Raw genomic sequence first — 23,817 nt, 5'->3', positions numbered from 1 at the left:
AACCGTTTTGGGTTAGCTTTACGACCTCATCCCATAGTTCACACCCAATTCCTCACCCAATGAAAGTTACCGTAGTTGGAGCCGGCAACGTAGGGGCAACCTGCGCCGATGTACTGGCCACCCGCGAAATTGCCAACGAAATTGTGCTGGTTGACATCAAGGAAGGTTTCGCCGAAGGCAAAGCCCTTGACATCTGGCAGAAAGCCCCCATTATCGGCTACGATTCCCGCACCGTAGGCGTCACCGGCGACTACACCCGCACCGCCGACTCGGATGTGGTGGTCATTACCTCCGGCCTGCCCCGCAAGCCCGGCATGAGCCGCGACGACCTGATTTCGACCAACGCCGGCATCGTGAAAACGGTAACCGAGCAGGTAGTAAAATACTCGCCCAACGCCATCATCATCGTTGTGTCGAACCCGCTGGACGTGATGACGTACCAGGCCCACCTCACCTCGGGTTTGCCCCGCGAGAAGGTGTTTGGCATGGCTGGCATTCTGGATACGGCCCGCTACCGTGCCTTCCTGGCTGAGGCCCTGAACGTGAGCCCCAAGGACATTCAGGCCGTGCTCATGGGCGGCCACGGCGACACGATGGTGCCCCTGCCCCGCTACACCACCGTAGGCGGCATTCCGGTAACCGAGCTCATCGGCAAAGAAGAACTCGATGCCATTGTGCAGCGCACGGCCGTGGGTGGCGGCGAGCTGGTGAAACTGATGGGCACTTCGGCCTGGTATGCTCCCGGCGCCGCCGCAGCGCAGATGGTAGAAGCCATTGTGCGCGACCAGCGCCGCGTGTTCCCCGTGTGCATTGAGCTGCAGGGCGAGTACGGCATCAACGGGGTGTACCTGGGCGCCCCGGTTATCCTGGGCCGCAACGGCATTGAGAAGGTAATCGAGCTGCAACTCAATGACGAGGAAAAGGCTCTGCTGGAAACCTCGCGCGGCCACGTGAAAGAGGTAATGGACGCCCTCGACAACATGAGCAAGGCTTCGGCCTAAGCTGCCCCGACGAGCTTCAGACGCAAAGGGCCTCTCTACCCGGGTAGAGAGGCCCTTTGTTTTTAAAGTTTCTGATTAGCAGCCACCAAAAAGCCCACCGATTACATTCGGTGGGCTTTTTGGTGCTTAACTAGGGTAATGCTTAACGCTGGCTGGCCCGGAACAGCTTCTGCTTCTCATCTTTCGACAGGCTTTCGTAACCGGAGCGCGAAATCTTGTCCAGAATCAGGTCAATTTCATCCTGCTCGGGTTTGGCCAGGCTGCCTTTCTTGGGTACGGCCGCGGCGGGAACTGCCGTAGCGGCTCCGCCCCGCGTTACGCGCAGGTTGGGCCGGCCGGTAGCCAGGCGCGTTACCCAGTCGCCGACGGCCTGCACCGGGCGGCCCAGGTCGCGGCCCGCCTGGAGCTGCTTAATGAACAGAAAGCCTAGCAGCGCCCCGCCCAGGTGGGCAATTTCGCCGCCCGGGTTCCCCCCGTTGATGCCGGCAATACTCAGCAGCACCACTACGCCGGCAATGTATTTGATGCGGACCGGCCCAATCAGAATAATGCTGAACGTGTAGTCGGGCAAGAGGGTAGCAGCGGCCAGAATAACGGCCGTTACGCTGGCGGAAGCACCATACAAAATAGCCGGCGAATCGCGAAAGGCCGGAATCAGGTTGAACGCCAGCACGTACAAGGCGGCCCCGGCAAAGGCGCCCAGCACGTACAAACTCACCAGGCGCCGGTCGCCGAGGTACTCGCGCACCAACGACCCGAACCAGTACAGGTTCAGCAGGTTGAAGAGAATGTGCAGAAATTCGAAGTGGATGAAGCTGTAGGTAAGCAGCGTCCAGGGGCGGGTGAGCAAGGTGCCGGGCACCGAGGGCACGGCCAGCCACTCCAGTACCGGCAGGTGTCCGTTACGGTCCTTGGTAAGGATGAACAGCACCGTCCGCAGCAGAATGAAGCCAATGAACACCAGCACATTCAGCAGCAGCAGCTGGTTCAGGGCGTTGTCCCGTTTGCTAAAGGCCGTGCGGATATCGTTGGCAATACTCATAGGTGAGGCAGGTTTGAAGCGGGGCCGGGGCGGTAGTGAGGCACCGGCAGCGGGCGGTAATTTCTACAATTTTCGGGCAAGCTTCCTGCGCCCTGACAAGTTCGCGGACTTAGTACATGCGGGTGCGGTTACGCTGCCAGAGTAGCAACACCACGAGGCCAACCAACATTCCGCCCAAGTGCGCAAAGTGCGCCACATTGTCGCCGGGTACGCGGTGGACCCCAAAGTAGAATTCGTACAGCCCGTACAGCACCACAAAATACTTGGCCTTGATGGGAATCGGTATAGGAAAAACCATCAGCTCAGTATTAGGAAAGAAGAAGGCAAAGGCCAGCATAATGCCGAAAAGCGCCCCGGATGCGCCCAGCATGGGGTAACGCAGGCTGTCCTGGTAGCCTTGCTCCATCGACGTGAGCACGCCCTGAATCAGCTGCTGATCGTCGGGGGTTTTGTGCAGCTGGCTGATGACGGGGTCGTAGGCCCGGGGATTTTCAGTCACGTTATGCTCCACGTAGTCCTGCAGGTGCAAGTCCGTGGGCTCTTGGCGAAATACTTCTGTATCGTGCTGCATTCGCCGCAGCTCATAGGTGCGCAAGCCATTATAAAGCATGCCCGCTCCCAGACCGCAAATCAGCCAGTACGTCAGAAAGCGCTTGGCGCCCCAGCGCTGCTCTAGCATGGGCCCCAAGGCTATTAGGCCCAGCATATTAGAAAAGATATGGCCAATATCGGCGTGCATGAACATGTGGGTCAGAAACTGCCAGGGCCCAAACAGCCGGTTATCAAGAGGATACAGGGCCAGAAAAAGCAGGCGGTTGCTCACCAGGGTACTCAGAAAAAACACCGCCACGTTGGCGATAAGCAGGTTGCGGACCGTGGGGGTAAGCTGAAACATGAAGGGCAGGTTGGAACGAAAGAATAAGCGCCAGGCGGGCCCCGGGCTCCGATGGCAAAGGAACTACGTAAGCGGCGGCGGTGCGGCTACCTAGCGCGCCACGCTTTCCGGCTACCGCCGGAATAGCTCCTGCACCTGACCCAGCTCCAGCAGCACAATGGTGCGCCGGCCATCGGGGGTGTAGTTGGGCACCTGGCAGGCAAAGAGCTTGTCAACGAGTGTGGTCATTTCCAGCTCCGAGAGGCGGGCGCCGGCGGCCGTAGCCGCCACGCGCCGGGCCAGCACCCGGGCTATTTGCTCCCGGCGGTCCAGCTTCATGGGGCCGGCGTGGGTCCGGAACTGCTCAATGAGGCCCTCCAATAGCTCTTTCTCGTCGCGGGCAGGCACATCGGCCGGAATGCCTTCCACGGCAATGGTGTGCTTGCCGAAATCGGTAAAGCGGAAGCCCAGGGCCCGCAGGGGTTCTTCTACCTCCCGCAGAATGGCGAAGTCCTGGGGGGTGAAGGTAATGGTGCGCGGAAACAGCAGGGTTTGGGAGGCGCTGGTGTCACGCTCCAGGTTCTGGGCGTACTGCTCAAACAGGATTCGCTCCCGGGCCGCTACCTGGTCAATCAGCATGACGCCCGACTTCACGGGTACCAATAGATACTGCTGGTGCAGCTGCAGCACCTTGTTGCCGGGCCCCGTGGACGACTCGCGCAGGGGCAGCTCCGGAGTAGCCGTAACGGGCGCCGCCAGCGGTTCTTCCGGCGCGGGCGGGGTAGCAAATGCGCCGGCCGCGGGTAGTTCCGGCGCGGGCCCGGCGGCCGGCGGCAGCGCGGGCACCGCCACCGGACGAGGCCCTACTGCCGCGGCGGAGGGCACCGGCACGCCGGCCGCCGTGGCCTCGTGCTCCACGTCGGGCACGCTGATCTGGCTCAGGCTCTTATAAAAGTCCTCCAGTTCCCGCTTGGCTTGCTCGGTAGGCCGGGGCGGCAACTGCCGCTCATAGGCATCGGAGCGGGGCGTTTTATTTTTGGAAGTAGCCGGGCTACCCGCGGCCCGGGCCGCCGCGGAAGCCAGGGCGTCGGGCTTGAAGTCATCGGCAAAGGGGTTGCGCTCCTGGCCCGAAAGGCGCAGGGGCTGAATAGGCGCAAAGTTCACGTCGCCGTCGAAGTCCAGGGAAGGCGCCATGTTGTGCAGCCCCAGGCTTTGCTTCACGGCGGCCCGCACAATGGCGTACACGGTTTTCTCGTCCTCGAACTTGATTTCCGTTTTGGTCGGGTGCACGTTGATGTCGATGGCCTTGGGGTCAAGCTCCAGAAACAGCACGTAAAATGGGTGCGTGTCCTTAGGCAGCAGCCCCTCGTAGGCGGCCAGCACGGCGTGGTTGAGGTAGGCCGAGCGAATGAAGCGGTTGTTGACAAAGAAAAACTGGTCGCCCCGACTTTTCTTGGCCGACTCCGGCTTGCCGATAAAGCCTTTCACGCTGATAAACGGCGTCACTTCTTCTACCTGCGCCAGCTGCTCCTTGTAGCCGTTGCCCAGCAACGATACAATGCGCTGGCTCAGCTTGCCGGCCGGCAGGTTAAACACCTCCAGATCATTCTGAAACAGCGAGAAGCTGATCTGAGGGTTGGCCAGGGCGACGTGCTGAAACTCGTCCAGAATGTGGCGCATCTCCACCGCGTTGCTCTTGAGGAAGTTACGACGGGCGGGCACGTTAAAAAACAGATTTTTCACGCTGATGCTGGTGCCGTCGGGGCAGGCCACGGGCTGCTGGCTGCTCACCTGCGAGCCTTCCACCAGTAGTAAGGAGCCGGTGTCCTGGTCGCGCTGCTTGGTGCGGATTTCCACCTGGGCCACGGCGGCAATGGAGGCCAGCGCCTCGCCCCGGAACCCCAGGGTACGGATGCGGAACAGGTCGTCGGTGGTGCGGATTTTGCTGGTGGCGTGGCGCTCCAGGCTCATGCGCGCGTCCGTTGGGCTCATGCCCGAGCCGTTATCAACCACTTGCACCAGTTGCTTGCCCGCTTCCTTCACGATGAGCTGCACCTGGGTAGCGCCGGCGTCCACAGCGTTTTCCAGCAGTTCTTTTACCGCCGAAGCGGGCCGCTGCACTACCTCGCCGGCGGCAATTTGGTTGGCTAAATACTCGGGTAGCAGCTGAATAATATCGGCCATACACTATCGAAATCAAGGCAAAATCAACGAAAAAAACGGTGCTGCTTCCGGGCCTTCCCGCGGGGCTATCGGCCTGATAACAACCGGCGTCGGGAAATTATCCGTAAGTTTGCGGCCAACTTTTGTGTGCGCAGCGTGAGACGTATTCACCGTCTTGTGCGTTGGAAGGTGAGGAAGGTAACAATGCAAAGGCCAGCATGAGCGGCCCGTAGCGTGGCCTGCCTCCGTAGCCGGCACCGTTTTTGGAACCGCAAAAGTAGGGCTTTTCACTTCGCCTTCCTCTTACCTATCACCCCTCAGCACGAACGACCGGAGCCGATGCTCAAAGACTTTCGGATTGGAATATTCCTGCTAGTACTGGCCATTACGGGTCTGCTCATTTCCTCAGCGACCCCGCGCGAGGAAGATGCGCGGCCCATGTCGGTGGCCGAGCAAAACTGGGTCGACAGCGTGTTTAACTCGCTTACTCCCGATCAGCGCCTGGGCCAGTTGTTCATGGTGGCCGCGTACTCCAACAAGGACCGGAAGCACACCCAGTACACGGAGTTCCTGATCAAAAACTATAACATCGGCGGGCTGATGTTTCTGCAGGGCGGTCCGCGCCGGCAGGCCAACCTCACTAACCGCTACCAGGCCGCCGCCAAAGTGCCGCTGCTGGTTGCCATGGACGCCGAGTGGGGCCTGGACATGCGCCTGGATTCCTCCATGCACTTTGCCAAAGGCATGACCCTGGGCGCCATGGACGACGACCAGTACGTGTACCAGATGGGCCGCGAAATTGCCCTGAAAATGAAAACCCTGGGCGTGCACGTAAGCTTCTCGCCCGTTATCGACGTCAACTCCAACCCCGACAACCCGGTGATTGGCAACCGCTCGTTTGGTGAAAACAAGGAGCAGGTAGCTAAGCGCGGCGTGAGCTATATCCGCGGACTGCAGGACCACGGGGTGCTGGCCGTAGTCAAGCACTTCCCCGGCCACGGCGACACCGACGTGGATTCCCACGTAGCTCTGCCCGTTATCAACTCCGACCTGGCCCGACTGATGAACGTGGATCTGTACCCGTTCCAGAAGGCCATCGACCAGGGCGTGATGGGCGTGATGGTGGGCCACTTGTACATGCCCCTGTTTGACACGGTCCGGACGCTGTCGGCTACCATCTCCAAAAACCTGGTAACGGGGCTGCTGAAGGAGAAGATGAACTACCGCGGCCTCGTGTTCACGGATGCCCTGAACATGAAAAGCGTGTCGAGCCTGTATAAGCCCGGCGAGCTGGATGCCCTGGCCCTGGCGGCTGGCAACGACGTGCTGTTGTTTCCCGAGGACGTGCCCATGGCCGTGCAGAAAATCAAGGAAACCATTGAAGCCGGTAAGATTGACCAGGCCGATATTGACCTGCGGGTGCGCAAAATGCTGCGGGCCAAGTACTGGGCGGGCCTGAACCGCTACCAGCCCATTGACGTGCCCAATCTGATGACCAACCTGAACCGGCCCCTGAGCCGCATGGTGCAGCAGCAGATTTATGAGCACGCTACCACGGTAGTGAAAAACGAGGACGACCTGCTACCCTTCAACCGCCTGGACACCCTGCGGATTGCCTCCGTAACCATCGGCTCGGACGCGTCGACCTACAAGGAGATTATGGGCAAGTACCAGAACGGACCGGTGTACGCCGTGCCCAACCGGTACGCCGTCGACTCGACCTTTGCCCGCATTGCCGGCAGCCTGACGCCCTATAACGTGGTGGTAGTTAGCCTGCACAACATGAACAACACGCCCACTCATAACTACGGTATCGGGGAAGGGGCGCTGAAATTCCTGAAGGAGCTGCAGGCCAACAAGCGCATCAAGACGGTGGTGGTGGCCTTTGGCAACGCTTACGCCCTGAAGTTTCTGGAGGGCAGCCGCACCCTGGTGTGTGGTTATGAGGACAACTACGCTTCTCAGCTAGTAGTACCGCAGGTGCTATTCGGGGCGCTGCCGGCCAAGGGCCGCCTACCCGTCACGGTGTCGGAGAACCTGAAGGCTGGCACGGGCCTGCCTACCCCCGACTTCCGCCGCCTGCGCTACGGTACGCCCGAAGAAGCCGGCCTCGATTCCCGCATTCTGTCTCAGATCGACAACGTGGCTCTGGAAGCCGTGGCCTACGCTGCCGCGCCCGGCTGCCAGGTGCTGGTGGCCAAGGATGGCATGGTGGTGTTCGACAAAAGCTACGGCTACTGCACCTACGACAAGTCGCAGCCCGTGAACAGCAGCACGCTCTACGATCTGGCTTCCGTCACGAAGGTAGCGGGCACCTTGCAGGCCATCATGTACCTCAAGGACCAGGGCAAGCTCAACCTCGACGAGAAAGTAGCCGGCTACTTGCCCGAGCTGAAAAGCACCAACAAAAAGGACATGACGGTGCGGGAAGTGCTCATGCACCAGGCCGGCCTCAAGCCCGGCATCCCGACCTGGGAGCGAACCATCACCAAAGCTGGTCCCAAGCCTACCTTCTACGCCAGCATCGAGTCGCCGCAGTTTTCGCGGGAGGTAACCCCGCAGCTCTACAGCCTTTCTACTTCCGAAGATTCCGTGTGGTCCTGGGTGCGGCGCTCTAGTCTGCTGCCCAAGGTGAAGGGCAAGTACCCGGTAGAGTACTCCGACCTAAGCTTTATTATTCTGAAGCGGGTAGCGGAGAAAGTATTGCAGCAGCCCATTGAGCAGTTCCTGCAGAAGAACTTCTACCAGCCCCTGGGCCTGGGCACGATGACCTATAACCCGCTGGCGAAATTTCCGAAGTCGTGCATCGCACCCACGGAGAATGATACCTACTTCCGGCGCACCCTGCTGCAAGGCACCGTGCACGACCAGACGGCGGCCATGATTGGCGGCGTGGGCGGGCACGCCGGGCTGTTCTCCAACGCCAACGACCTGGCCATTCTCATGCAGATGAACCTGCAGAACGGCCGCTACGGCGGGCAGCGCTATTTCCAGACGCCCATTGTCACGGAATTTGCCCGCAGCACCGAAGCCGGCAACCGCCGCGGTCTGGGCTGGGACAAAGGCGACCCGAGCAAGCCCGAAGGCCCCACCAGCAACCTCTCGCCGGCCAGCACTTTTGGGCATACCGGCTTCACGGGCACCTGCGTGTGGATGGACCCCGAAAACAAAATCCTCTACATTTTTCTTTCTAACCGCGTGTACCCTGACGCTGGCAATAACAAGCTGCGGCAGTACAACATCCGAACCCGCATTCACGACGTGATTTACAAGTCGTTACAGAAAACATGATCTGTTGTCCGGCTTTCCTGCTCTTTTAAACCGCCCTGGCGGCAAGGCATCCGAACGGGGTGACTTGCCGCCGGTTTTTTTACAGTCGGCACCAAAAAATGGGCTGCTCGTAAGCAAAAGTCAAGGCGGAGCTTTGTGGTGCCCGCAACGGTTTCACGCAGAAAGTGTCCGTTGCTTGTCTCCTTGCTCTTCTCATTGTTCTCCCCCTCCCTATCCGTACCGTAGCTGGTCCGGGCTCAGTTGAAGCCACCCATGAACATCGGCATTGTTTGTTACCCTACTTTCGGCGGCTCGGGCGTCGTGGCCACGGAGCTAGGCAAGGCACTGGCCCTGAAGGGCCACCGCGTCCACTTCATTACCTACAGCCAGCCGGTTCGCCTCGACTTTTTCAACGAGAACCTGTTCTACCACGAGGTTTACATTCCGCCCTACCCCTTGTTCCAGTTTCCGCCCTATGAGTTGGCCCTGGCCAGTAAGATGGTGGACATTGTGCAGAACGAAAAGCTGGATGTGCTGCACGTACACTACGCCATTCCGCACGCCTCGGCGGCCTACATGGCCAAGCAGATTCTTATCACGAAGGGCATTCGGGTGCCGGTCATTACAACCCTGCACGGCACCGACATTACGCTGGTGGGCAAAGATGCCAGCTACGAGCCGGTAGTTACGTTCAGCATCAACCAGTCGGACGGCGTAACGGCTGTTTCGGCCGATCTGCGCCGGGAAACCTACGAGTACTTCGCCATTGAGAAGGACATTGAGGTGATTCCGAACTTCATTAATCTGGACCGTTTTCAGAAGCAGAACAAGGGCCACTTCAAGGCCGCCATTGCCCCTGACGGCGAAAAGCTGCTGGTGCACACCAGTAACTTCCGGTCCGTGAAGCGGGTGGAAGACGTGGTCCACATCTTCGATGGGGTCCGCAAGCAGATGCCGGCCAAGCTGCTGCTGGTAGGCGACGGGCCGGACCGCCCCCGCATCGAAAAAATCTGCCGCGAACTGGGCCTGCTCAGCAACGACGTGCGCTTCCTGGGCAAGCTGGAAGCCGTGGAGGAAGTCCTGAGCGTAGCCGATCTGTTCCTGATGCCATCCGAGAAAGAAAGCTTCGGTCTGGCCGCTCTAGAAGCCATGTCGTGCGAGGTGCCGGTTATCAGCACCAATGCCGGCGGTATTCCCGAGCTGAATGAGCACGGCGTCACGGGCATGGTCAGCAACATCGGCGACGTGGAGGACATGGTTAAAAACGCCCTCTACGTACTTCAGGACGAGAACCTGCCCCGATTCAAAGTAGCCGCCCGGGCCCACGCCGAAACCTTCGCCGTAGAAAAGATTGTGCCCCTCTACGAGGCCTGCTACCAGCGCGCCATTGATGCTACCCTAGTGGCAGCAGTGTAAGAAAACAGCTATAGCTGACTAGTCGGGCGCAAACGCGGCAAAGTTGGCTACCGCGGCGCTTGGCACAACCTAACCGAAACGGGCCGACAGCTTACTGCTGTCGGCCCGTTTCGGTTAGGTTGATTTTTACAAAAATAGGTCCGCTACCTCCTGCCAGCTGCGCACCCGCCGGTAGCGGGTTTCGGCGGCGTTGTGCGGGGCATCGAACAGGATTCCTTCGCCCCGGAAATGGTCGAAGTTAAAGGCGTTGTCGTCGATGAGGTAGTCGGCGTTGAGGATGCTTTTGTCGCCGCAGAACACAATGTTACGCCACGGAATAAAGCTAAAGTGCTGCTGCAGCCACTCGTACTTATCCAGAAAAGAGTTCGGAAACTCCATGGCGGCGGTGGCAATGAACAGCTCATGGCGCTGACTGATTTCGCGCAGTACGCGCTGGCTGTCGGCTATTAAGGGCAGATCCTTGAAGAAGCCGGGCCGATTGGGATACTCTTGGAGCGCAGCCTGATGCTCAGCAGCAACGGCCTGGTGAAAATGCTTGCCACGAAGCTGATCGAGGCTGAGCCTGAGCTGAAAATCAAGTCCGTACCATTCGTGGAAGCGGGCAATGGAATCGGCAATTACCTCGTCCATATCCACTGCAATGCGCGTCTTCGTCATGTGCTGCCGTTAAAACTTTTGTGTTACTCCAGTATGCCAAGGCGCAGCCAATGCCCACCGCAGACCTACAGCAGGCAAAACCCCAACGAAGTAGGCGGGGGGTGTTGGTTGCACCTTGGTATACCGGGTAAAGCCGCTACCTCAAGCTTTTGCTTAGAACATAGCCACGGCCTCCCGCTTCACAGCTAGCAGCGCACCGGCGGTGGGGTCGGGCTGGTCGGTCATGAGGCTTTCCAGGATGCGGCGGGCCAGCTCGGGGCCGCGGGCTTCCTGGGGGTTGGGTAGCGCCCGAAACTGGGTGCTGATTAGGTTCACGACGGTTTCCTGGGCCTGCTTTACGGCGGCCCAGGTTTCGGGCTGCATGTAGAGCTGCTGGCTGAGGTTGTGCTCCACCTCGGCGCGCACTTCCTGCAGCAGCAGCCGGTGGTAGTCGGCGGCGGAGAGGCCGGCACTGCTTACCCGCACCAGCAGATTGTTGGGCGTGATGCGCTCCAGCAGCATCGTGACGCGCTCTAGGGCCTGCAAGCGCAGGGGCAGGGTCGTTTTGCTGGCTTCCAGGCGCATTTCAATCAGGCGGCGCTGCTGCTCTTTCTCCAGAAACTGCTGGAAGAGAAAATAAATGGCGCCGGCCACAATCAGGGCGGGCAGAATAATTTTAAGCAGATCGAAAAAGTACGCGGATGTATCCATGAAGAGCAGATTAGGCAACAAAAAGTACGTGGGAAGGGCCCGGCCGTAGCGCAGGCACACGGGGGCCCGAATTACTACGCAACTTCGCGGCGGTGCGCTACCCCGGCCGGCAAATATAGGTCGTGAACCGCGGGGGGCCAGCCGTTGTTATAAGACCAAACGACGCTACGGCTCGGCGTAGTACGGCACGTGCCCCATGGGCAGTGCGCTGCTACTAGCGCTGACTTCGTATCTTTGTCGCCTTACTTTCCTAACGACGAACACACTATGGCAACGGCCGTCTCCACGAAACTTGCTCCCATCAGCCTCACTGCGCGTGCACTGGAAGAGGTTCGGAATATTCTGATTGAGAAAAACGTGCCCGCCGAGTACGGCCTGCGCGTAGGGGTTCAGGGCGGGGGCTGCTCCGGCATGAGCTACCTGCTCGGCTTCGACAAAGCCAAGGACCAGGACGAAACCTTCGACCTGGACGGCGTGCTGCTCATCATGGATAAGAAGCACGCCATGTACGTACTGGGCATGGAGGTTGACTTCCAGGATGGTCTGAACGCCCGGGGCTTCGTTTTCAATAACCCCCAGGCCAAAAGCACCTGCGGCTGCGGCTCGTCCTTCTCGTCCTAATTCTGCTGCGGCGTATTCGGGTTCACTTCTATTGGGAGGGTAACCACCAGAAACCAAAAGCCCTGACCGTAACGGTCAGGGCTTTTGGTTTCTGGTGGTTACGGGTAGTGCCTTACGCGCGGGCGGAACCCAGTAGCTCCAGTACGGCGGCCGGGTTTTTTACCTCAATGATCAGCTCATTGTACTCGTCGTGTTCCAGTTCAATAATAAGGGCGTTTTCGGCGCGGTGGACGTCCCAGAAGATGCGTTTACCGTCCTGCAGGAAAGTACCCGCGGCAATGAGGCCCGGAACGTGGGTGCCGGGTGCCCGAAACCCTTTCCACCAGCCTTTCAGAATCTCGGGGTCTTGCCGGATACTCTTGATGTGGCTGAGCGGAATTTGCAGCTGACTTTTGAAGGCCCACAGCTTGTGCAAGCCCTTCACGTTGAACACAACGGTATCGCCTTCTTTTGTTACTTCAACCATGATACTTTTTTGTATTACCGGGATGGAAGATATTGGCGGTAAGTTAGCATTTCGGTTGAACCAGCGGCGCTTGCTTCCATAGGCGGCCTCCCGGGGGCCAAAGGTGGCCTTGCGCAAGTAGCCTAAAGCTGGCTGGCCGAAATGACGAGCTTCCACCCTACCCTCTACTGATGCGTTCCTTCTTGATTTCAGGCCTGTTGCTGGCCGCTATTGGTGCCCAGGCTCAGGTATTTACTCCGGCCGAAATTGCTCGCTGGCAGCAGCAGGCCAAGCAGGTTACCATCACGCGCGACACCTGGGGCGTGCCCCACGTACAGGGCAAAACTGACGCCGACGCCGTATTCGGGCTGCTGTACGCCCAGTGCGAGGACGACTTCCCGCGGGTGGAAACCAATTACCTCGATGCCATTGGGCGCCTGGCCGAAGTAGAAGGCGAAGCCGCCATTTACCACGACTTGCGCGCCCGCCTGTTCATGGACAGCACCCAGGCCATCCGTCTCTATAAAAAAAGTCCGGCCTGGATGAAGCAGTTGCTCAACGCCTTCGCCGACGGCACCAATTACTACCTCTATTCCCACCCAGCAGTTAAGCCCCGGCTATTACGCCGCTTCCAGCCCTGGATGCCGCTGCTGTTTAGCGAAGGCAGCATTGGCGGCAACATCAGCGTGGTGCCTCTGGAGCGCCTCAAAAACTTCTACGCCAACCGCAAGTCTACCTCCTGGCAGCGGCCCGACTTTGAGCGGGCAGAGCGGGAACCGGTCGGCTCCAACGGCTTTGCGGTGGCGCCGGCCAAAAGCGCCAGCGGCCACGCCCTGCTGCTCATTAACCCGCACACCTCGTTCTATTTCCGCCCCGAGGTGCAGGTGACCAGCCAGGCGGGCCTGAATGCGTACGGGGCCGTGACCTGGGGGCAGTTTTTCGTGTATCAGGGCTTTAACGAGCATTGCGGCTGGATGCACACTTCCAGCCAGGCCGACTCTATGGATGAGTATCTGGAAACCATTGAGTTGAAGGATGGCAAGCCTTACTACCGCTACGGTACCAAGCTGCGACCCGTGCAGGTGGCTACCGTTTCCATTCCGTACCTGCAGGATGGGAAAATGCAGCGCCGGCAGTTCACAACTTACCGCACCCACCACGGCCCGGTAGTGGGCCAGCAGGCCGATAATAAGTGGGTGACGGTGCGCATGATGGACACGCCGCTAGAAGCATTAGAACAGTCTTTTCTGCGCACCAAAGCCACCGATTACGCCAGCTTTCAAAAGACACTCAAGCTCAACGGCAACGCCTCCAACAACACCGTATTTGCCGACAGCAAGGGCATCATTGCCTACTGGCACGGCAACTTCATGCCCAAGCGCAACCCCCAGTTCGACTGGAGCCAGCCGGTAGACGGCAGCAACCCCCAAACAGAGTGGCAGGGCCTGCACAAAGCCGCCGAGCTAGTACAGGTAATAAACCCGGCCAGTGGCTGGATTCAGAACTGCAACTCCACGCCCTTTACCGTCGCGGGCCCCAGCAGCCCGGCCAAGGGCAACTATCCGGCCTACATGGCCCCCGATGCCGAGAACTACCGGGGCATTAATGCCGTGCGCGTGCTCAGCCGCAAATCTGTTTTCACATTGGATACGCTCATTGCCGCCGCCAAAGACCCCTATCTGGCTGGTTTTGAAGAGCTGATTCCGGCACTGGTGAAGGACTTTCAATTTGTGGCCGATAGCCCCAACCCGCCGGAAGGTGAGGTAGTGGAAGCCATGAAAGTGCTCCAAGCCTGGGACAAACGCTACGCAAAAGGCTCCGTTGGGCAGACCTTGGCCACGTACTGGGGTGAGAAACTCCTGCGCCTGGCGCGCGCCCGGGTACCCGGCACCCAGACGCTGGATTACATCAGCCTCACCAAATTTGCCATTGCCAACACTACCCCGCAGGAAAAGGTAGCAGCCCTGCAGGAAACCATGGAGGAGCTCACCCGCGACTTTGGCACCTGGCAGAAGCCCTGGGGCGAGGTCAACCGTTTTCAGCGCCTCACTGGCAACATTCAGGAAACTTACGATGACCAGAAGCCCAGCCTGCCCGTGGCCTTTACGTCCTCGGCCTGGGGCTCCTTGGCCGCCTTTGGCTCCCGCTCCTACCCCGGCACCAAAAAGCGCTACGGCAGCGTCGGGAACAGCTTCATTGCGGTAGTCGAGTTTGGGCCGCGGGTTAAAGCCCGTTCCGTATTGGCCGGCGGTAACAACAACCAGCCTACCTCCGCGCATTTCACTGACCAGGCCGGCTTGTACGTTGAGGAGAATTTCAAGGACGTACTGTTCTATCCGGAAGACATCAAACAACACGCCGAGCGCACCTATTCGCCCGGACAGTAGCTACCAGGTTATAAAGTAATTATATAATGGCCGAGCCGGAGCAGCTGGCCTGAATCGTTTGGTATCTACCAAACGATTCAGGCCAGCTGCTCCGGCTCGGCTGCGGTTTGTTTTCCTTACCACCCTTTGGCTTCGCTATGATGAGAGGCGAAGGCAGGTAGTAAAATTGTTATTCTAATGCACTACTGGCATGCCGAGTCGGCGGCTAAGCCTAACAGGTCCGCAATTACTTACTGTCCACTTTTGCCGAGCACGCTTGGGGAAACGCGCATTTGAGCCTTGGCAGGACCAAGTCTTTACTTAAAATATTTCGCGTATTGGGCGGGCATGGCGTCCAGGGGCTTAATCATAATGTCCTGGTAAAACACCTCGGCGGCTTCGCTTTGCAGCTGAATTTTGCCGTAGGTAAGCGGCTGGCGCTGGCCGTTTACTACAGCGGCGGAGTTGTTAACTGCCAGCACTACGTGCCCATTCACGATGTGCACGCTCTGGCCGTTCACGTTGATGAGTTCCAGCTCGTTCCACTGGCCGTTGGGCACCTCGTAATTGGCGGCAGCCTGGCAGAACCCGGGGCCACCCCGGCCCATGGTCACGGGAGCAGCGGCGGGGTTGTAGCGTAGGGTATCCTTCGTGGGGTTGTAAGCGGCCCGAATGTCGGCGGTGGAGTTGGCAATGCACCAGAAGTCGCCCATGGCATTGCCCCGCTGGCCCTCCGACACCTGAAACTCCTGGCTCAGCATCCAGCTGCGCCAATAATCTACCCCGCACTCGCCCTGGCTGTTGTAGAGGATGCCGCTGTCCAGGGGTTCATCTAGCCGCGGAACCCACTTTTTCGTGCCCCATTTCACCTTCAGCTTCAGGTCGTAATTGCGAAAATCCTGCTTGGTAAATACGCAGCCATAGATTTCGCCGCTGATGCGCAGTACCGGCTTGCCCTCCTGCATCAGGACCGAGAAAACGTTTGCCTCGTTCTTGTTGTAGCCAATGGGTGGCAGGGGCTTCCCCTGGGCATCCGTCGGGGGCTGCCCTTTGTAGCCAAGCTGGTGGCGGTAGCTCTGGTAGGTCTGCCACTTGCTCAACTGCTTGTCGAGGAGGGGCTCCCAACCCGGGGGCGCAACGGAGGACGAGGTAGCCGTGAACAGCAGGGCAGCGCCGCACACAAGGGCAGGAAATCTTCTCATAGCATGAAATGGGTAGCCGGTGGGTAGTAGCCCCCAATCTACTCATTTCACGCTACGATTTGCGGCGGCCAGTGCTGGGCCCTATTTCCCCACCGGCTTGCTGCTCATGGTCGATTCGTCCCCGGCAGCTAACTACCGCTTCACGGTGCGCGGTCGGGCCTGCTCTTCCCTGACGGAGCGCAGGCCGCCTTCTTGCCGCCTTATTTTTTCAACACCACATACCCGTAAGCGGGCAGCGAAACCTGCGTACCCAGCGTGAGGGAACCGCCTTGCAGGGCATTGGTCCAGGTAGTGTTGGCTAGGGCCGCAGGCAGCACGTACTGCTTGGCGCTGTTGCGCACATTTACCAACACCAGGGCCTGCTCAGTACCGGCCGTTTTGGTGAAGGCGCACACGTCCGCAGTGCTGTAGGCCGTGGGCGTGCCCCGCCGCAGGGCCGCACTGCCGGCGCGGGCGGCCAGTAGCTGCTTGTAGGCTTTGGTCACGTCGGGTTGGCTACCCCAGTTCACTTTCACTGAGGTAAATGGGAAAGGAATGGCCGTGGTCATGCCGGCTTCCTGGCCATTGTAGATCATGGGTACTCCTTTGTAGCAGGAGGCAATAACGAATGCCGACATGGCCCCGGCTTTGCCGCCGAACAACGCCACGGGGGTGCCGTCGGAGCCGTTTACATCGTGGTTAGTGATGTAGCGCACTACCTGCTGGGTACCCGTAGCCCCCGCATATTCGCTGGTATTAAGCGCGTCGAAGGTAGTGGCGGCAGCGTTCCGGCGATATACATCCCAGAAGCCGCCGTAGAAATTGAAGCCAAAGGTATAATCGAAGCCCGCCGAGAAGTTGGCGTTCCGGTTGCCTTCGGCCAGCAGCAGCAGCTTATGAGACTTCACGTTGCGCAGCGTATCCACGGCTTGCTTCCAGAAGTCAAGGGGCGGCGCATCGGCATAGTCGAAGCGGAAACCATCGACGTTGGCCGTATACACCCACGATTTCATGGCCGCAATCATGGCCAGGCGCATGGGGGCGCTGGCAAAATTAAGCTGGGCTACGTCGGTGTAATTGGTGTTGGGCGGACTCTGGATGACGCCGACGTTATTACGCAGGTACCACTCCGGGTGCTGCGTAATCCAGGCATTGTCCCAGCTGGTATGGTTTGCCACCCAATCCAACAGCACGCTCAGGCCCCGACTGTGGGCGGCGTCAACCAGCGTCCGCAGGTCGGTGAGCGTACCAAACTCGGGGCTCACGGCAGTGTAGTCCTTTACGGCGTAAGGCGAGTTCACGCTTCGTAGGTCCCCAATCGGGTAAATGGGCATCAGATACACCACGTTTGCGCCCAACGCCTTGATGGAATCCAGGCGGGCTGTTACGCCCGCGAAGTTGCCGCTTTGACTAAACGCGCGCATGTTTACCTGGTATAGCACGGCATCCTCGCGGTTAGGCACGCCCGTAAAAGGAGTACCGTATTGCGGGGGCGTAGTGGCTACGGGCGGAGCAACGGGCACTGGCGCATCCGGCGTATCGGATTTGCAGTTAGTCAGCAGGCCAGTAGAAAGGAGCACAGCCAAGCTGTGTTTGAAAGCTGTTTTCAGAAAAGACATTATGTAATAATTACACTGGGTACAAAAGGGTAGCAGCATTATACGGAACTGGTTTCCGCCGCTGGGCACTGCTGCTTGCTTAGCGTTTAAGATGTTGCTTAAGTTCCAGCTATTTTCCTACCGGCTTGATGCTTACGGCCGCCCCGCCCCCAGCGGCTAGCTGCAGCTTGAGCGTGGTTTTGCTCGTGACTTTCTGCTTGCGGATGCGGTAGGCCATGGGGTTCTTGTCCCAGGAGGCGCCTTGGCCGTCGGCGTAGATGGTTGCCTCATAGGTAGTGCCGGGGGTGAGAAAGTCCAGCTTCACGGTTTGCGTGCGAGCCTGCTCATCGGTGATGGAGCCCAGGTACCACTCCTCCGTGCCCTTGGCTTTGCGGGCCGTGGTGAGGTAGTCGCCGGGCTCGGCCAGCAGAATGCGGGTGTCGTCCCAGTCCACGGCCACATCTTTGATAAACTGGAAGGCATCCAAGTGCTGCTCGTAGGCCTCGGGCAGGTCGGCGGCCATTTGCACGGGGCTGTAGAGGGTCACGTACAGGGCCAGTTGCTTAGCCAGCGTGGTGTGCACCTGCTTGCCCTGGTTGCGCTGCGGGTTCCAGCCTTCCAGCTTAATCTGGAAGATGCCAGGGGTGTAGTCCATGGGGCCGCCCATGAGGCGGGTAAAGGGCAGAATGGTTTCGTGCTCGGGTGGGTTGCCCGTGCTCCAGGCGTTGAACTCGTTGCCGCGGGCCGCTTCCGAGGCCAGCCAGTTGGGGTAAGTGCGGTGCAGGCCCGTTGGGCGCACCGACTCGTGCATGTCTACCATAATCTGGTTTTCACCGGTTTTCTGGGCCGTGCGGTTGTAGTGGTTGACCATCCACTGGCCGTCGTGGTGTTCCCCGCGCGGGATGATGCGGCCCACGTAGCCGGTTTTCACGGCGTCGTAACCGTACTGCTTCATAAAGCGGTAGGCGGCATCCTGGCGGCGCTCATAGTTGGTTACGGCGGAGCTGGTTTCGTGGTGCATCATCAGCTTCACGCCTTTGCTGGCGGCGTACTGCTGCAACTCCGGCACGTTGAAGTCGGGGTAGGGCGTCACGAAGTCAAATACCTCCTCTTTCCAGTTACCGGCCCAGTCCTCCCAGCCCACGTTCCAGCCTTCTACAAGCACGCTCTGCAGGCCATGCTTGGCGGCAAAGTCGATGTAGCGTTTTACGTTCTGGGTATTGGCGCCGTGGTGACCGTTGGGCCTGAGCTTACTCCAGTCGGTGCCGGCCAGCTTGATGTTGCTGGTGTCGGCGTAGTTCCAGCTGGCTTTGTTGACGTGCATTTCCCACCAGACGCCCACAAATTTCTGGGGCTTAATCCAGTCGGTGGCAGCAAAGGCGGTGGGCTCGTTCAGGTTCAGAATCAGCTTGCTGGCCAATACCTCGGGCGCTTTATCACTTACTACCACGGTGCGCCAGGGCGTATGTTCCGGCGCTTGCAGGTAGGCGGCCGCCCCCGTAGCCGAGGGCACCAAGTGGCTGCGCAGCCCGAAGGCTTGGGTATCTACGTCCAGCATCAGGGCCGGGTAGTTGACCAGGGCCGCCTCGTGCAGGTTCACGTACAGCCCGTCATCCGACTTGAGCATGAGCGGGGTCTGCACGCGCTTCGGGTCCGACTTGAGCTGTATCGGCTCAATGGGGGCGCTGTTGACCTCGCTCAGGCGGGACGTGGTATAGGTGTACTCGTTGGAGTCGTAGTCGCCGGGAATCCAGAAGGCCTTGTGGTTGGCGGGCAGGTTGAACTCGGTCAGCTCCTGCTGCACCACAAAGTAGCTCAGGCCCGGCTGCTGGGGAAACTCGTAGCGGAAGCCCAGACCGTCGTCGTAGAGGCGAAAACGCACCACTACCCGGCGGCCATTGCTGGTGGGCTGTTGCAGGGTTACGGCCAGTTCCTTGTAACGATTCCGGATTTGCTTTACCTCGCCCCAGACCGGTTGCCAGGTGTCATCGTGCTGGCTGGAATCAACCCGGGCAATGGTCAGGCCCTTGTCGAGCGCCGGTTGGCCCTGCAACAGCATGCCGAGGCGGCTGGGCTTGAGCACGGGCTTGGCCCCAAAGCGGAGCTGGTACGTTGGCTCGCCGCCGGGGCTGAGCTGGAAGCTGAGGGTAAGCTTGTTGGTGGGCGAATGAACGGTTTGGGCCTGGGCAATCGTACCCATGAAGCCCGCAAGCAGCAGGAAGGGGAGTCGTTTCATAAACCGGCAGGAATGAACGGGAAAGATACGCCACTGCTGTCCAAGCCTGCTAGGCCGGTATTACCCGCTACTGGTTTTGTGTTGGCCAACGAACACGCGCTTATTTCGGCTTCTTATACAACGTTTCAAACGCTTTGTACACCGCCCGGTGCAGAATGGTAGCGTGCGTTTCTTCCGGAAACGGCACGTACTCCAGGCGGCCGACTCTGGCGGGGGCCGCCCGTAGCAGGCCTACCATAGCCTCCGTGGCCTTTTTCATCTGGGGGCCTTCATTGCCGAGGGCCACGAACACGTGGGCGGGCGCCGCTGTTGCCGCCTGCTTCAGCAAGGCCGGGGCCTGGGCTACCAGTGATTCATCGTCCCACCACAGGCTGGGGCTGGCAATGACATAGGTGTTGAACAGGGCCGGTTTTTTCAGCAACACTTCCGTGGCAAACAAGCCACCCAACGACTGGCCGATGAGGGTTTTGTGGCCGTTCGTTCGGTAGGTTCGCTCCACGTAGGGCTGCAGGTCTTGCTCGATAAAGCGCATAAAAGCTGCCGACTTACCCGTGGTCGGAAACTCTTGCAGGTCTTTTTTATTGCGAGTCGGGAAGGTGAAGTCGCGCCTCCTGTCTACCGTGGCAATGCCTACTACAATGGACTTGGGCAGCACGTCAATCCAGGGAAACGTCAGGTACTGCACCAGGCCCACTATGTGAATGAAGTCTTCATCAGCGGACCCATCCAGCAAGTAAATCACGGGGTAGCTCACCTTCGGCTCGTTGGCGTAGCCCTCCGGCAGGTAGATGTTCAGCACCCGTTCCTCATTCAGCTGCCCCGAGTGAATACGGTCGATGTGGCCGAGCACGAACGGCTCGCGCTTGGGCGCCTGGCTTTGGGCCTGAGCCACCGGCGCCAGTAGCACCAGCAGAAGCAGCCCGCCGTAGCACAGGGCTGATTTGCATAGGGAAAGGAAAGACATGCCGCTAAGCTAGTGTTGTGGGGGCAATTGTCGCGGGGCAAGGAATCTATTTCCGCGGGCAGAATCTCAAAACGCCAGCCGGTGTCCCTGCTCCGGAAACAGCAGTTTCAGGTGGAGCTTGTTGGCCTCGGTGAGTTGCTTGCGGATAAGAGCCTCATTGCCGGGCGAAGGTTTGAGGTGGGTAATAACCACCGGCAGCCCCCGCAAAGCTGCCGGGCCAGTCAACTGGCTCAATACCTCCATTTCCTGCATCAGTAACCTTGGGGTGAGGTGGCCGAACAGCTGCGTTACCGGCTGAGAATTGGGGTAGGAAGCTTCCATGAAAATGGCCTTAAGCTGGCGGGCCTTCACCAGGGGCTCCACGGCCTGCCACACGGCCCGCAGGTTCTGGCTGTGCTCCACCGCATCAGCGCCCGTGTCGCCGAGGTAAAGCAGGTAGCTGCTGCCGTTGCGCACCAGGAACGCCGCACTTTGGTAAGGCTTACCGTGGCTGAGGGCAAAAGCCTGCACCCGGAGCGGAGTGTTTTCGATGACCGTTTCCTGCTGGGGCACCAGCTCCCGCAGCCGGTATTTTTTCAGGGCCGGCGGGTTGCCACCGTCGCCGAAGTTGGGCCAGGCCCGCCAGTTGAAGTAGTCGTTTTGAATGGTAGCCAGGCAATTCTGCAAGCCGTAGATACTTTTGGGCGTATCGTCGGGAGCGCCCAGCAGCAGGCCCGCCACGTGGTCGAGGTGGGCGTGGGAAATAAGGTAGGCGTTGATTTGCTTGCGCACTACCTCGCCGGCCGGAGCAGCAAGTACCCGGTTGCGGATGGCTTCTTCTACCCCGCTGTACACGGTTCCGGCATCCAGGCAAACGTAGGAAGTCGAGCCAGCGGGTGCCACAAGGTAGGCCGAGAGGTTGCTTTCCTGCAAGCCCCCCTTCACGCCCAGCGGCACTACGGTAAAGCTGGGGGCAGGCTGAGCCTGAGCTGGTTGAGTGGATACCAGTAAGCTCCAGACAATTAGTGCTATGTGAGCGAAAAAGCGCATCAGTAGGCGTTTACTTAAGGGCGTATACATTTTCACACCTACTGCCGCCACCCCTCTACCCTCATTTCAAACCGCACTTCACCTTGGGCCGTCCGGCCGGTATCGTGCCAGCCTTGGCGGCGGTAGAACTCTTCGGCGCGGGTGCCGGGGGCCGTGCTAAGCCACAGGGGTTCGGTGGTTTGGGCGAAGTACCAGCTCAACATCAGATTATGCAGCTTCTTGCCGATGCCTTGCCTAGCAAACTCCGGCCGCACGAACAGGGCCCAGATGCTGTGGCCCCGCACATCGGCAATGCCAAAGCCCACAATGGCCCCGTTGACCTCACACGTCCAGCCTTGGCCGCGCCGGGTAAGGTAGTCAACGTAGGCTGCGGGCGTAACCAGATCAGGATTGGATAAGCGGTTTTCCTGCACCGACAGGCGCACTGCCGACAGCTGGGGAATATCCGCTACCTGGGCCTCGCGAAACAACATAGGCAGAGTGTTCATAGGGCGTGGCTACAGCTTACTACCCGCCGAGCACGGCTGAAATTATCTATTTCCGCGGCAATCCGTTGATGCAGGAGCCTGACCTGGGCCGTTGAGCCAGGGGTACGGCCTCTTCCATGCAACACGTTCACCCTGAATCCATCTTCCAGCGCGAGCACCTGATCCGGCAGCTTACGGCGCAGCTACTCTGGGACTTACTGGTAATTGGCGGGGGCGCCACGGGCCTGGGCATCGCCCTCGACGGCGCCAGCCGCGGCTTTAAAACGCTGCTCTTGGAGCAGGTTGATTACGCTAAAGGTACCAGCAGCCGCAGCACCAAGCTGGTGCACGGCGGCGTGCGTTACCTGGCGCAGGGCGACGTAGGCCTGGTACGTGAGGCGCTGTATGAACGCGGCTTACTTCTGAAAAACGCTCCCCACCTCGTCAGGAATCAGGAGTTTATCATTCCAAACTATAGCTGGTGGGGAGGCCCGTTCTATACCATTGGGCTGAAGATGTACGACTTGCTGGCCGGGGAGCTGAGCTTGGGCGCCTCGGTGCACCTGAGCCAGGCCGAAACCCTGCAGCGCCTGGGCAACATCAGAGCCGCTGGCTTGCGCGGGGGCGTGCTCTACCACGACGGGCAGTTCGATGATGCTCGTCTGGCTATCAACCTGGCGCAAACAGCCATTGAGCAAGGAGCGGTGCTGCTCAACTACTTCGGGGTGCAGGGGCTGCTGAAAGATGCCCAGGGACAAGTGGTGGGCGTGCGGGCTACTGACCACGAAACCGGCGCTACCTATGGGCTACGGGCGAAAACCGTAGTCAATGCCACCGGCGTCTTCGTGGATGACATTCTGCAGCTGGACCAGCCCGGGGGCCGCAAATTGGTGCGGCCCAGCCAGGGCGTGCACATTGTGGTAGACAAATCGTTTCTGCCCGGCAACGAGGCGCTGATGATTCCTAAAACGGACGACGGCCGCGTACTATTTGCCGTACCCTGGCACGGACGCGTGGTGCTGGGCACCACCGATACTCCGCTCAAGGAGCACAGCCCCGAACCCCGGGCCCTGGAAGAAGAAATAGACTTTATTCTGCGCACCACGGCTCAGTACCTCACCCGCGCCCCCCGGCGGAGCGATGCGCTGAGCGTCTTTGCCGGGCTACGGCCTTTGGCGGCTCCGCAAGCCGGTTCCGGCTCCGAGAAAACCCAGGAAATTTCGCGCAGCCACAAAATTCTGGTGTCGCCAGCGGGCCTTGTCACCATCACGGGCGGCAAATGGACCACGTACCGCCGCATGGCCCAGGACACGGTCGATAAAGTCATTGCGCTCGGCAAGCTCGCCCCCGCTCCCAGCCCAACCGCCCACCTCTCCATCCACGGCGCCCACCCTACCCCCGACCGGAGCAGTCACCTCTACGTGTACGGCTCCGACCTGCCGGCCCTGCAGCAGCTCATTGCCCAGCGGCCCGAGCTCGGCCAGAAGCTAGACCAAAGCCTGGAGTTTGTGCAGGCTGAGGTGGTGTGGGCCGCCCGCTACGAAATGGCCCGCACCGTGGAAGACGTACTGGCCCGGCGCGTGCGGGTGCTGTTTCTGGATGCCCGCGCTGCCCTGCGCATGGCCCCAACGGTAGCGGCATTGCTGGGCCAGGAACTTGGTAAAAGCCCGCAGTGGCAGCAGCAACAAGTAGCCGCTTTCACGGAAATAGCGCGGCATTACGTGTTGTCGGATACCCCGGCAGTAGTACCAACCACAGCTAGCTGACAGGGCTGCAACAACCTAAACTGGTTCTGCT

The 23,817-nt window shown here is 59.7% G+C and carries 18 protein-coding genes; 6 read left to right on the top strand and 12 right to left on the bottom strand.

The features are described from left to right. The first annotated feature begins 59 nt into the window (after nucleotides 1–59). On the top strand, nucleotides 60–1,001 hold the full coding sequence (gene mdh, locus IEW18_RS19260; RefSeq protein WP_188559514.1) for a malate dehydrogenase: 942 nt from the start codon (nucleotides 60–62) through the stop codon (nucleotides 999–1,001). A gap of 142 nt (nucleotides 1,002–1,143) precedes the next feature. Here mdh and IEW18_RS19255 read toward each other — a convergent pair whose 3' ends face one another. The 3 genes from IEW18_RS19255 to mutL form a co-directional block, all read right to left on the bottom strand. Beyond that, on the bottom strand, nucleotides 1,144–2,043 hold the full coding sequence (locus IEW18_RS19255) for a rhomboid family intramembrane serine protease (protein ID WP_188559513.1): 900 nt from the start codon (nucleotides 2,041–2,043) through the stop codon (nucleotides 1,144–1,146). A gap of 109 nt (nucleotides 2,044–2,152) precedes the next feature. Then, nucleotides 2,153–2,938 (bottom strand): rhomboid family intramembrane serine protease, encoded by a 786-nt coding sequence (locus IEW18_RS19250; protein WP_188559512.1) that lies wholly within the window; start codon nucleotides 2,936–2,938, stop codon nucleotides 2,153–2,155. Nucleotides 2,939–3,049: 111 nt separating this feature from the next. After that, nucleotides 3,050–5,101, bottom strand: coding sequence for a DNA mismatch repair endonuclease MutL (gene mutL / locus IEW18_RS19245; protein WP_188559511.1), 2,052 nt, complete (start codon nucleotides 5,099–5,101; stop codon nucleotides 3,050–3,052). Nucleotides 5,102–5,419: 318 nt separating this feature from the next. On the opposite strand from mutL, the gene IEW18_RS19240 reads away from it, so the two are divergent. Both IEW18_RS19240 and bshA read left to right on the top strand, forming a co-directional pair. After that, the gene (locus IEW18_RS19240; protein ID WP_188559510.1) at nucleotides 5,420–8,371 is read left to right on the top strand and encodes a serine hydrolase domain-containing protein; all 2,952 of its coding nucleotides are present in this window, start codon (nucleotides 5,420–5,422) and stop codon (nucleotides 8,369–8,371) included. Nucleotides 8,372–8,623: 252 nt separating this feature from the next. Next, nucleotides 8,624–9,766, top strand: a complete 1,143-nt coding sequence (gene bshA, locus IEW18_RS19235; RefSeq protein ID WP_188559509.1) for an N-acetyl-alpha-D-glucosaminyl L-malate synthase BshA — start codon at nucleotides 8,624–8,626, stop codon at nucleotides 9,764–9,766. Between the two features lie 126 nt (nucleotides 9,767–9,892). On the opposite strand, the gene IEW18_RS19230 is transcribed toward bshA, so the two are convergent. Together IEW18_RS19230 and IEW18_RS19225 are read right to left on the bottom strand one after the other, a co-directional pair. Then, nucleotides 9,893–10,423 carry a 5' nucleotidase, NT5C type gene (locus tag IEW18_RS19230; RefSeq protein ID WP_188559508.1) on the bottom strand — a complete coding sequence of 177 codons (531 nt, stop codon included), beginning with the start codon at nucleotides 10,421–10,423 and terminating at the stop codon, nucleotides 9,893–9,895. Nucleotides 10,424–10,576: 153 nt separating this feature from the next. Continuing rightward, nucleotides 10,577–11,113 (bottom strand): DUF7935 family protein, encoded by a 537-nt coding sequence (locus tag IEW18_RS19225; protein ID WP_188559507.1) that lies wholly within the window; start codon nucleotides 11,111–11,113, stop codon nucleotides 10,577–10,579. 267 nt (nucleotides 11,114–11,380) lie between these two features. Between IEW18_RS19225 and IEW18_RS19220 the strand changes: the two genes are divergently transcribed. Continuing rightward, on the top strand, nucleotides 11,381–11,734 hold the full coding sequence (locus tag IEW18_RS19220; protein WP_188559506.1) for a HesB/IscA family protein: 354 nt from the start codon (nucleotides 11,381–11,383) through the stop codon (nucleotides 11,732–11,734). Nucleotides 11,735–11,846: 112 nt separating this feature from the next. On the opposite strand, the gene IEW18_RS19215 is transcribed toward IEW18_RS19220, so the two are convergent. Beyond that, nucleotides 11,847–12,200 (bottom strand): hypothetical protein, encoded by a 354-nt coding sequence (locus IEW18_RS19215; RefSeq protein ID WP_188559505.1) that lies wholly within the window; start codon nucleotides 12,198–12,200, stop codon nucleotides 11,847–11,849. Between the two features lie 170 nt (nucleotides 12,201–12,370). On the opposite strand from IEW18_RS19215, the gene IEW18_RS19210 reads away from it, so the two are divergent. Further along, nucleotides 12,371–14,566 (top strand): penicillin acylase family protein, encoded by a 2,196-nt coding sequence (locus IEW18_RS19210; protein ID WP_188559504.1) that lies wholly within the window; start codon nucleotides 12,371–12,373, stop codon nucleotides 14,564–14,566. A 296-nt stretch (nucleotides 14,567–14,862) separates the two neighbouring features. On the opposite strand, the gene IEW18_RS19205 is transcribed toward IEW18_RS19210, so the two are convergent. From IEW18_RS19205 to IEW18_RS19180, 6 genes are all read right to left on the bottom strand, one after another. Further along, nucleotides 14,863–15,747, bottom strand: a complete 885-nt coding sequence (locus IEW18_RS19205) for a 3-keto-disaccharide hydrolase (RefSeq protein WP_188559503.1) — start codon at nucleotides 15,745–15,747, stop codon at nucleotides 14,863–14,865. Between the two features lie 200 nt (nucleotides 15,748–15,947). Then, nucleotides 15,948–17,306, bottom strand: a complete 1,359-nt coding sequence (locus tag IEW18_RS19200; RefSeq protein WP_229728864.1) for an alpha-amylase family glycosyl hydrolase — start codon at nucleotides 17,304–17,306, stop codon at nucleotides 15,948–15,950. 148 nt (nucleotides 17,307–17,454) lie between these two features. Continuing rightward, nucleotides 17,455–19,560, bottom strand: coding sequence for a glycoside hydrolase family 97 protein (locus tag IEW18_RS19195; protein WP_188559501.1), 2,106 nt, complete (start codon nucleotides 19,558–19,560; stop codon nucleotides 17,455–17,457). Between the two features lie 100 nt (nucleotides 19,561–19,660). Next, entirely contained in the window at nucleotides 19,661–20,524 is an 864-nt protein-coding gene (locus IEW18_RS19190) for an alpha/beta hydrolase (RefSeq protein WP_188559500.1), read from the bottom strand. Nucleotides 20,525–20,590: 66 nt separating this feature from the next. After that, a complete protein-coding gene (locus IEW18_RS19185) occupies nucleotides 20,591–21,553 on the bottom strand; it encodes an MBL fold metallo-hydrolase (RefSeq protein WP_188559499.1) in 963 nt (320 codons plus the stop codon). 38 nt (nucleotides 21,554–21,591) lie between these two features. Then, on the bottom strand, nucleotides 21,592–22,041 hold the full coding sequence (locus IEW18_RS19180; RefSeq protein ID WP_229728862.1) for a GNAT family N-acetyltransferase: 450 nt from the start codon (nucleotides 22,039–22,041) through the stop codon (nucleotides 21,592–21,594). A 116-nt stretch (nucleotides 22,042–22,157) separates the two neighbouring features. On the opposite strand from IEW18_RS19180, the gene IEW18_RS19175 reads away from it, so the two are divergent. Beyond that, on the top strand, nucleotides 22,158–23,786 hold the full coding sequence (locus tag IEW18_RS19175; protein WP_188559498.1) for a glycerol-3-phosphate dehydrogenase/oxidase: 1,629 nt from the start codon (nucleotides 22,158–22,160) through the stop codon (nucleotides 23,784–23,786). The last annotated feature ends 31 nt before the right edge of the window (nucleotides 23,787–23,817 follow it).

Source organism: Hymenobacter glacieicola (assembly GCF_014640315.1).
Classification (GTDB): domain Bacteria; phylum Bacteroidota; class Bacteroidia; order Cytophagales; family Hymenobacteraceae; genus Hymenobacter; species Hymenobacter glacieicola.
This window is presented reverse-complemented; position numbering and strand designations above follow the sequence as displayed.

Coding starts and splice junctions, on each gene's coding strand:
- mdh (WP_188559514.1), top strand. CDS start 60: ATGAAAGTTACCGTAGTTGGAGCCGGCAACGTAGGGGCAACCTGCGCC.
- IEW18_RS19255 (WP_188559513.1), bottom strand. CDS start 2,043: ATGAGTATTGCCAACGATATCCGCACGGCCTTTAGCAAACGGGACAAC.
- IEW18_RS19250 (WP_188559512.1), bottom strand. CDS start 2,938: ATGTTTCAGCTTACCCCCACGGTCCGCAACCTGCTTATCGCCAACGTG.
- mutL (WP_188559511.1), bottom strand. CDS start 5,101: ATGGCCGATATTATTCAGCTGCTACCCGAGTATTTAGCCAACCAAATT.
- IEW18_RS19240 (WP_188559510.1), top strand. CDS start 5,420: ATGCTCAAAGACTTTCGGATTGGAATATTCCTGCTAGTACTGGCCATT.
- bshA (WP_188559509.1), top strand. CDS start 8,624: ATGAACATCGGCATTGTTTGTTACCCTACTTTCGGCGGCTCGGGCGTC.
- IEW18_RS19230 (WP_188559508.1), bottom strand. CDS start 10,423: ATGACGAAGACGCGCATTGCAGTGGATATGGACGAGGTAATTGCCGAT.
- IEW18_RS19225 (WP_188559507.1), bottom strand. CDS start 11,113: ATGGATACATCCGCGTACTTTTTCGATCTGCTTAAAATTATTCTGCCC.
- IEW18_RS19220 (WP_188559506.1), top strand. CDS start 11,381: ATGGCAACGGCCGTCTCCACGAAACTTGCTCCCATCAGCCTCACTGCG.
- IEW18_RS19215 (WP_188559505.1), bottom strand. CDS start 12,200: ATGGTTGAAGTAACAAAAGAAGGCGATACCGTTGTGTTCAACGTGAAG.
- IEW18_RS19210 (WP_188559504.1), top strand. CDS start 12,371: ATGCGTTCCTTCTTGATTTCAGGCCTGTTGCTGGCCGCTATTGGTGCC.
- IEW18_RS19205 (WP_188559503.1), bottom strand. CDS start 15,747: ATGAGAAGATTTCCTGCCCTTGTGTGCGGCGCTGCCCTGCTGTTCACG.
- IEW18_RS19195 (WP_188559501.1), bottom strand. CDS start 19,560: ATGAAACGACTCCCCTTCCTGCTGCTTGCGGGCTTCATGGGTACGATT.
- IEW18_RS19190 (WP_188559500.1), bottom strand. CDS start 20,524: ATGTCTTTCCTTTCCCTATGCAAATCAGCCCTGTGCTACGGCGGGCTG.
- IEW18_RS19185 (WP_188559499.1), bottom strand. CDS start 21,553: ATGCGCTTTTTCGCTCACATAGCACTAATTGTCTGGAGCTTACTGGTA.
- IEW18_RS19180 (WP_229728862.1), bottom strand. CDS start 22,041: ATGAACACTCTGCCTATGTTGTTTCGCGAGGCCCAGGTAGCGGATATT.
- IEW18_RS19175 (WP_188559498.1), top strand. CDS start 22,158: ATGCAACACGTTCACCCTGAATCCATCTTCCAGCGCGAGCACCTGATC.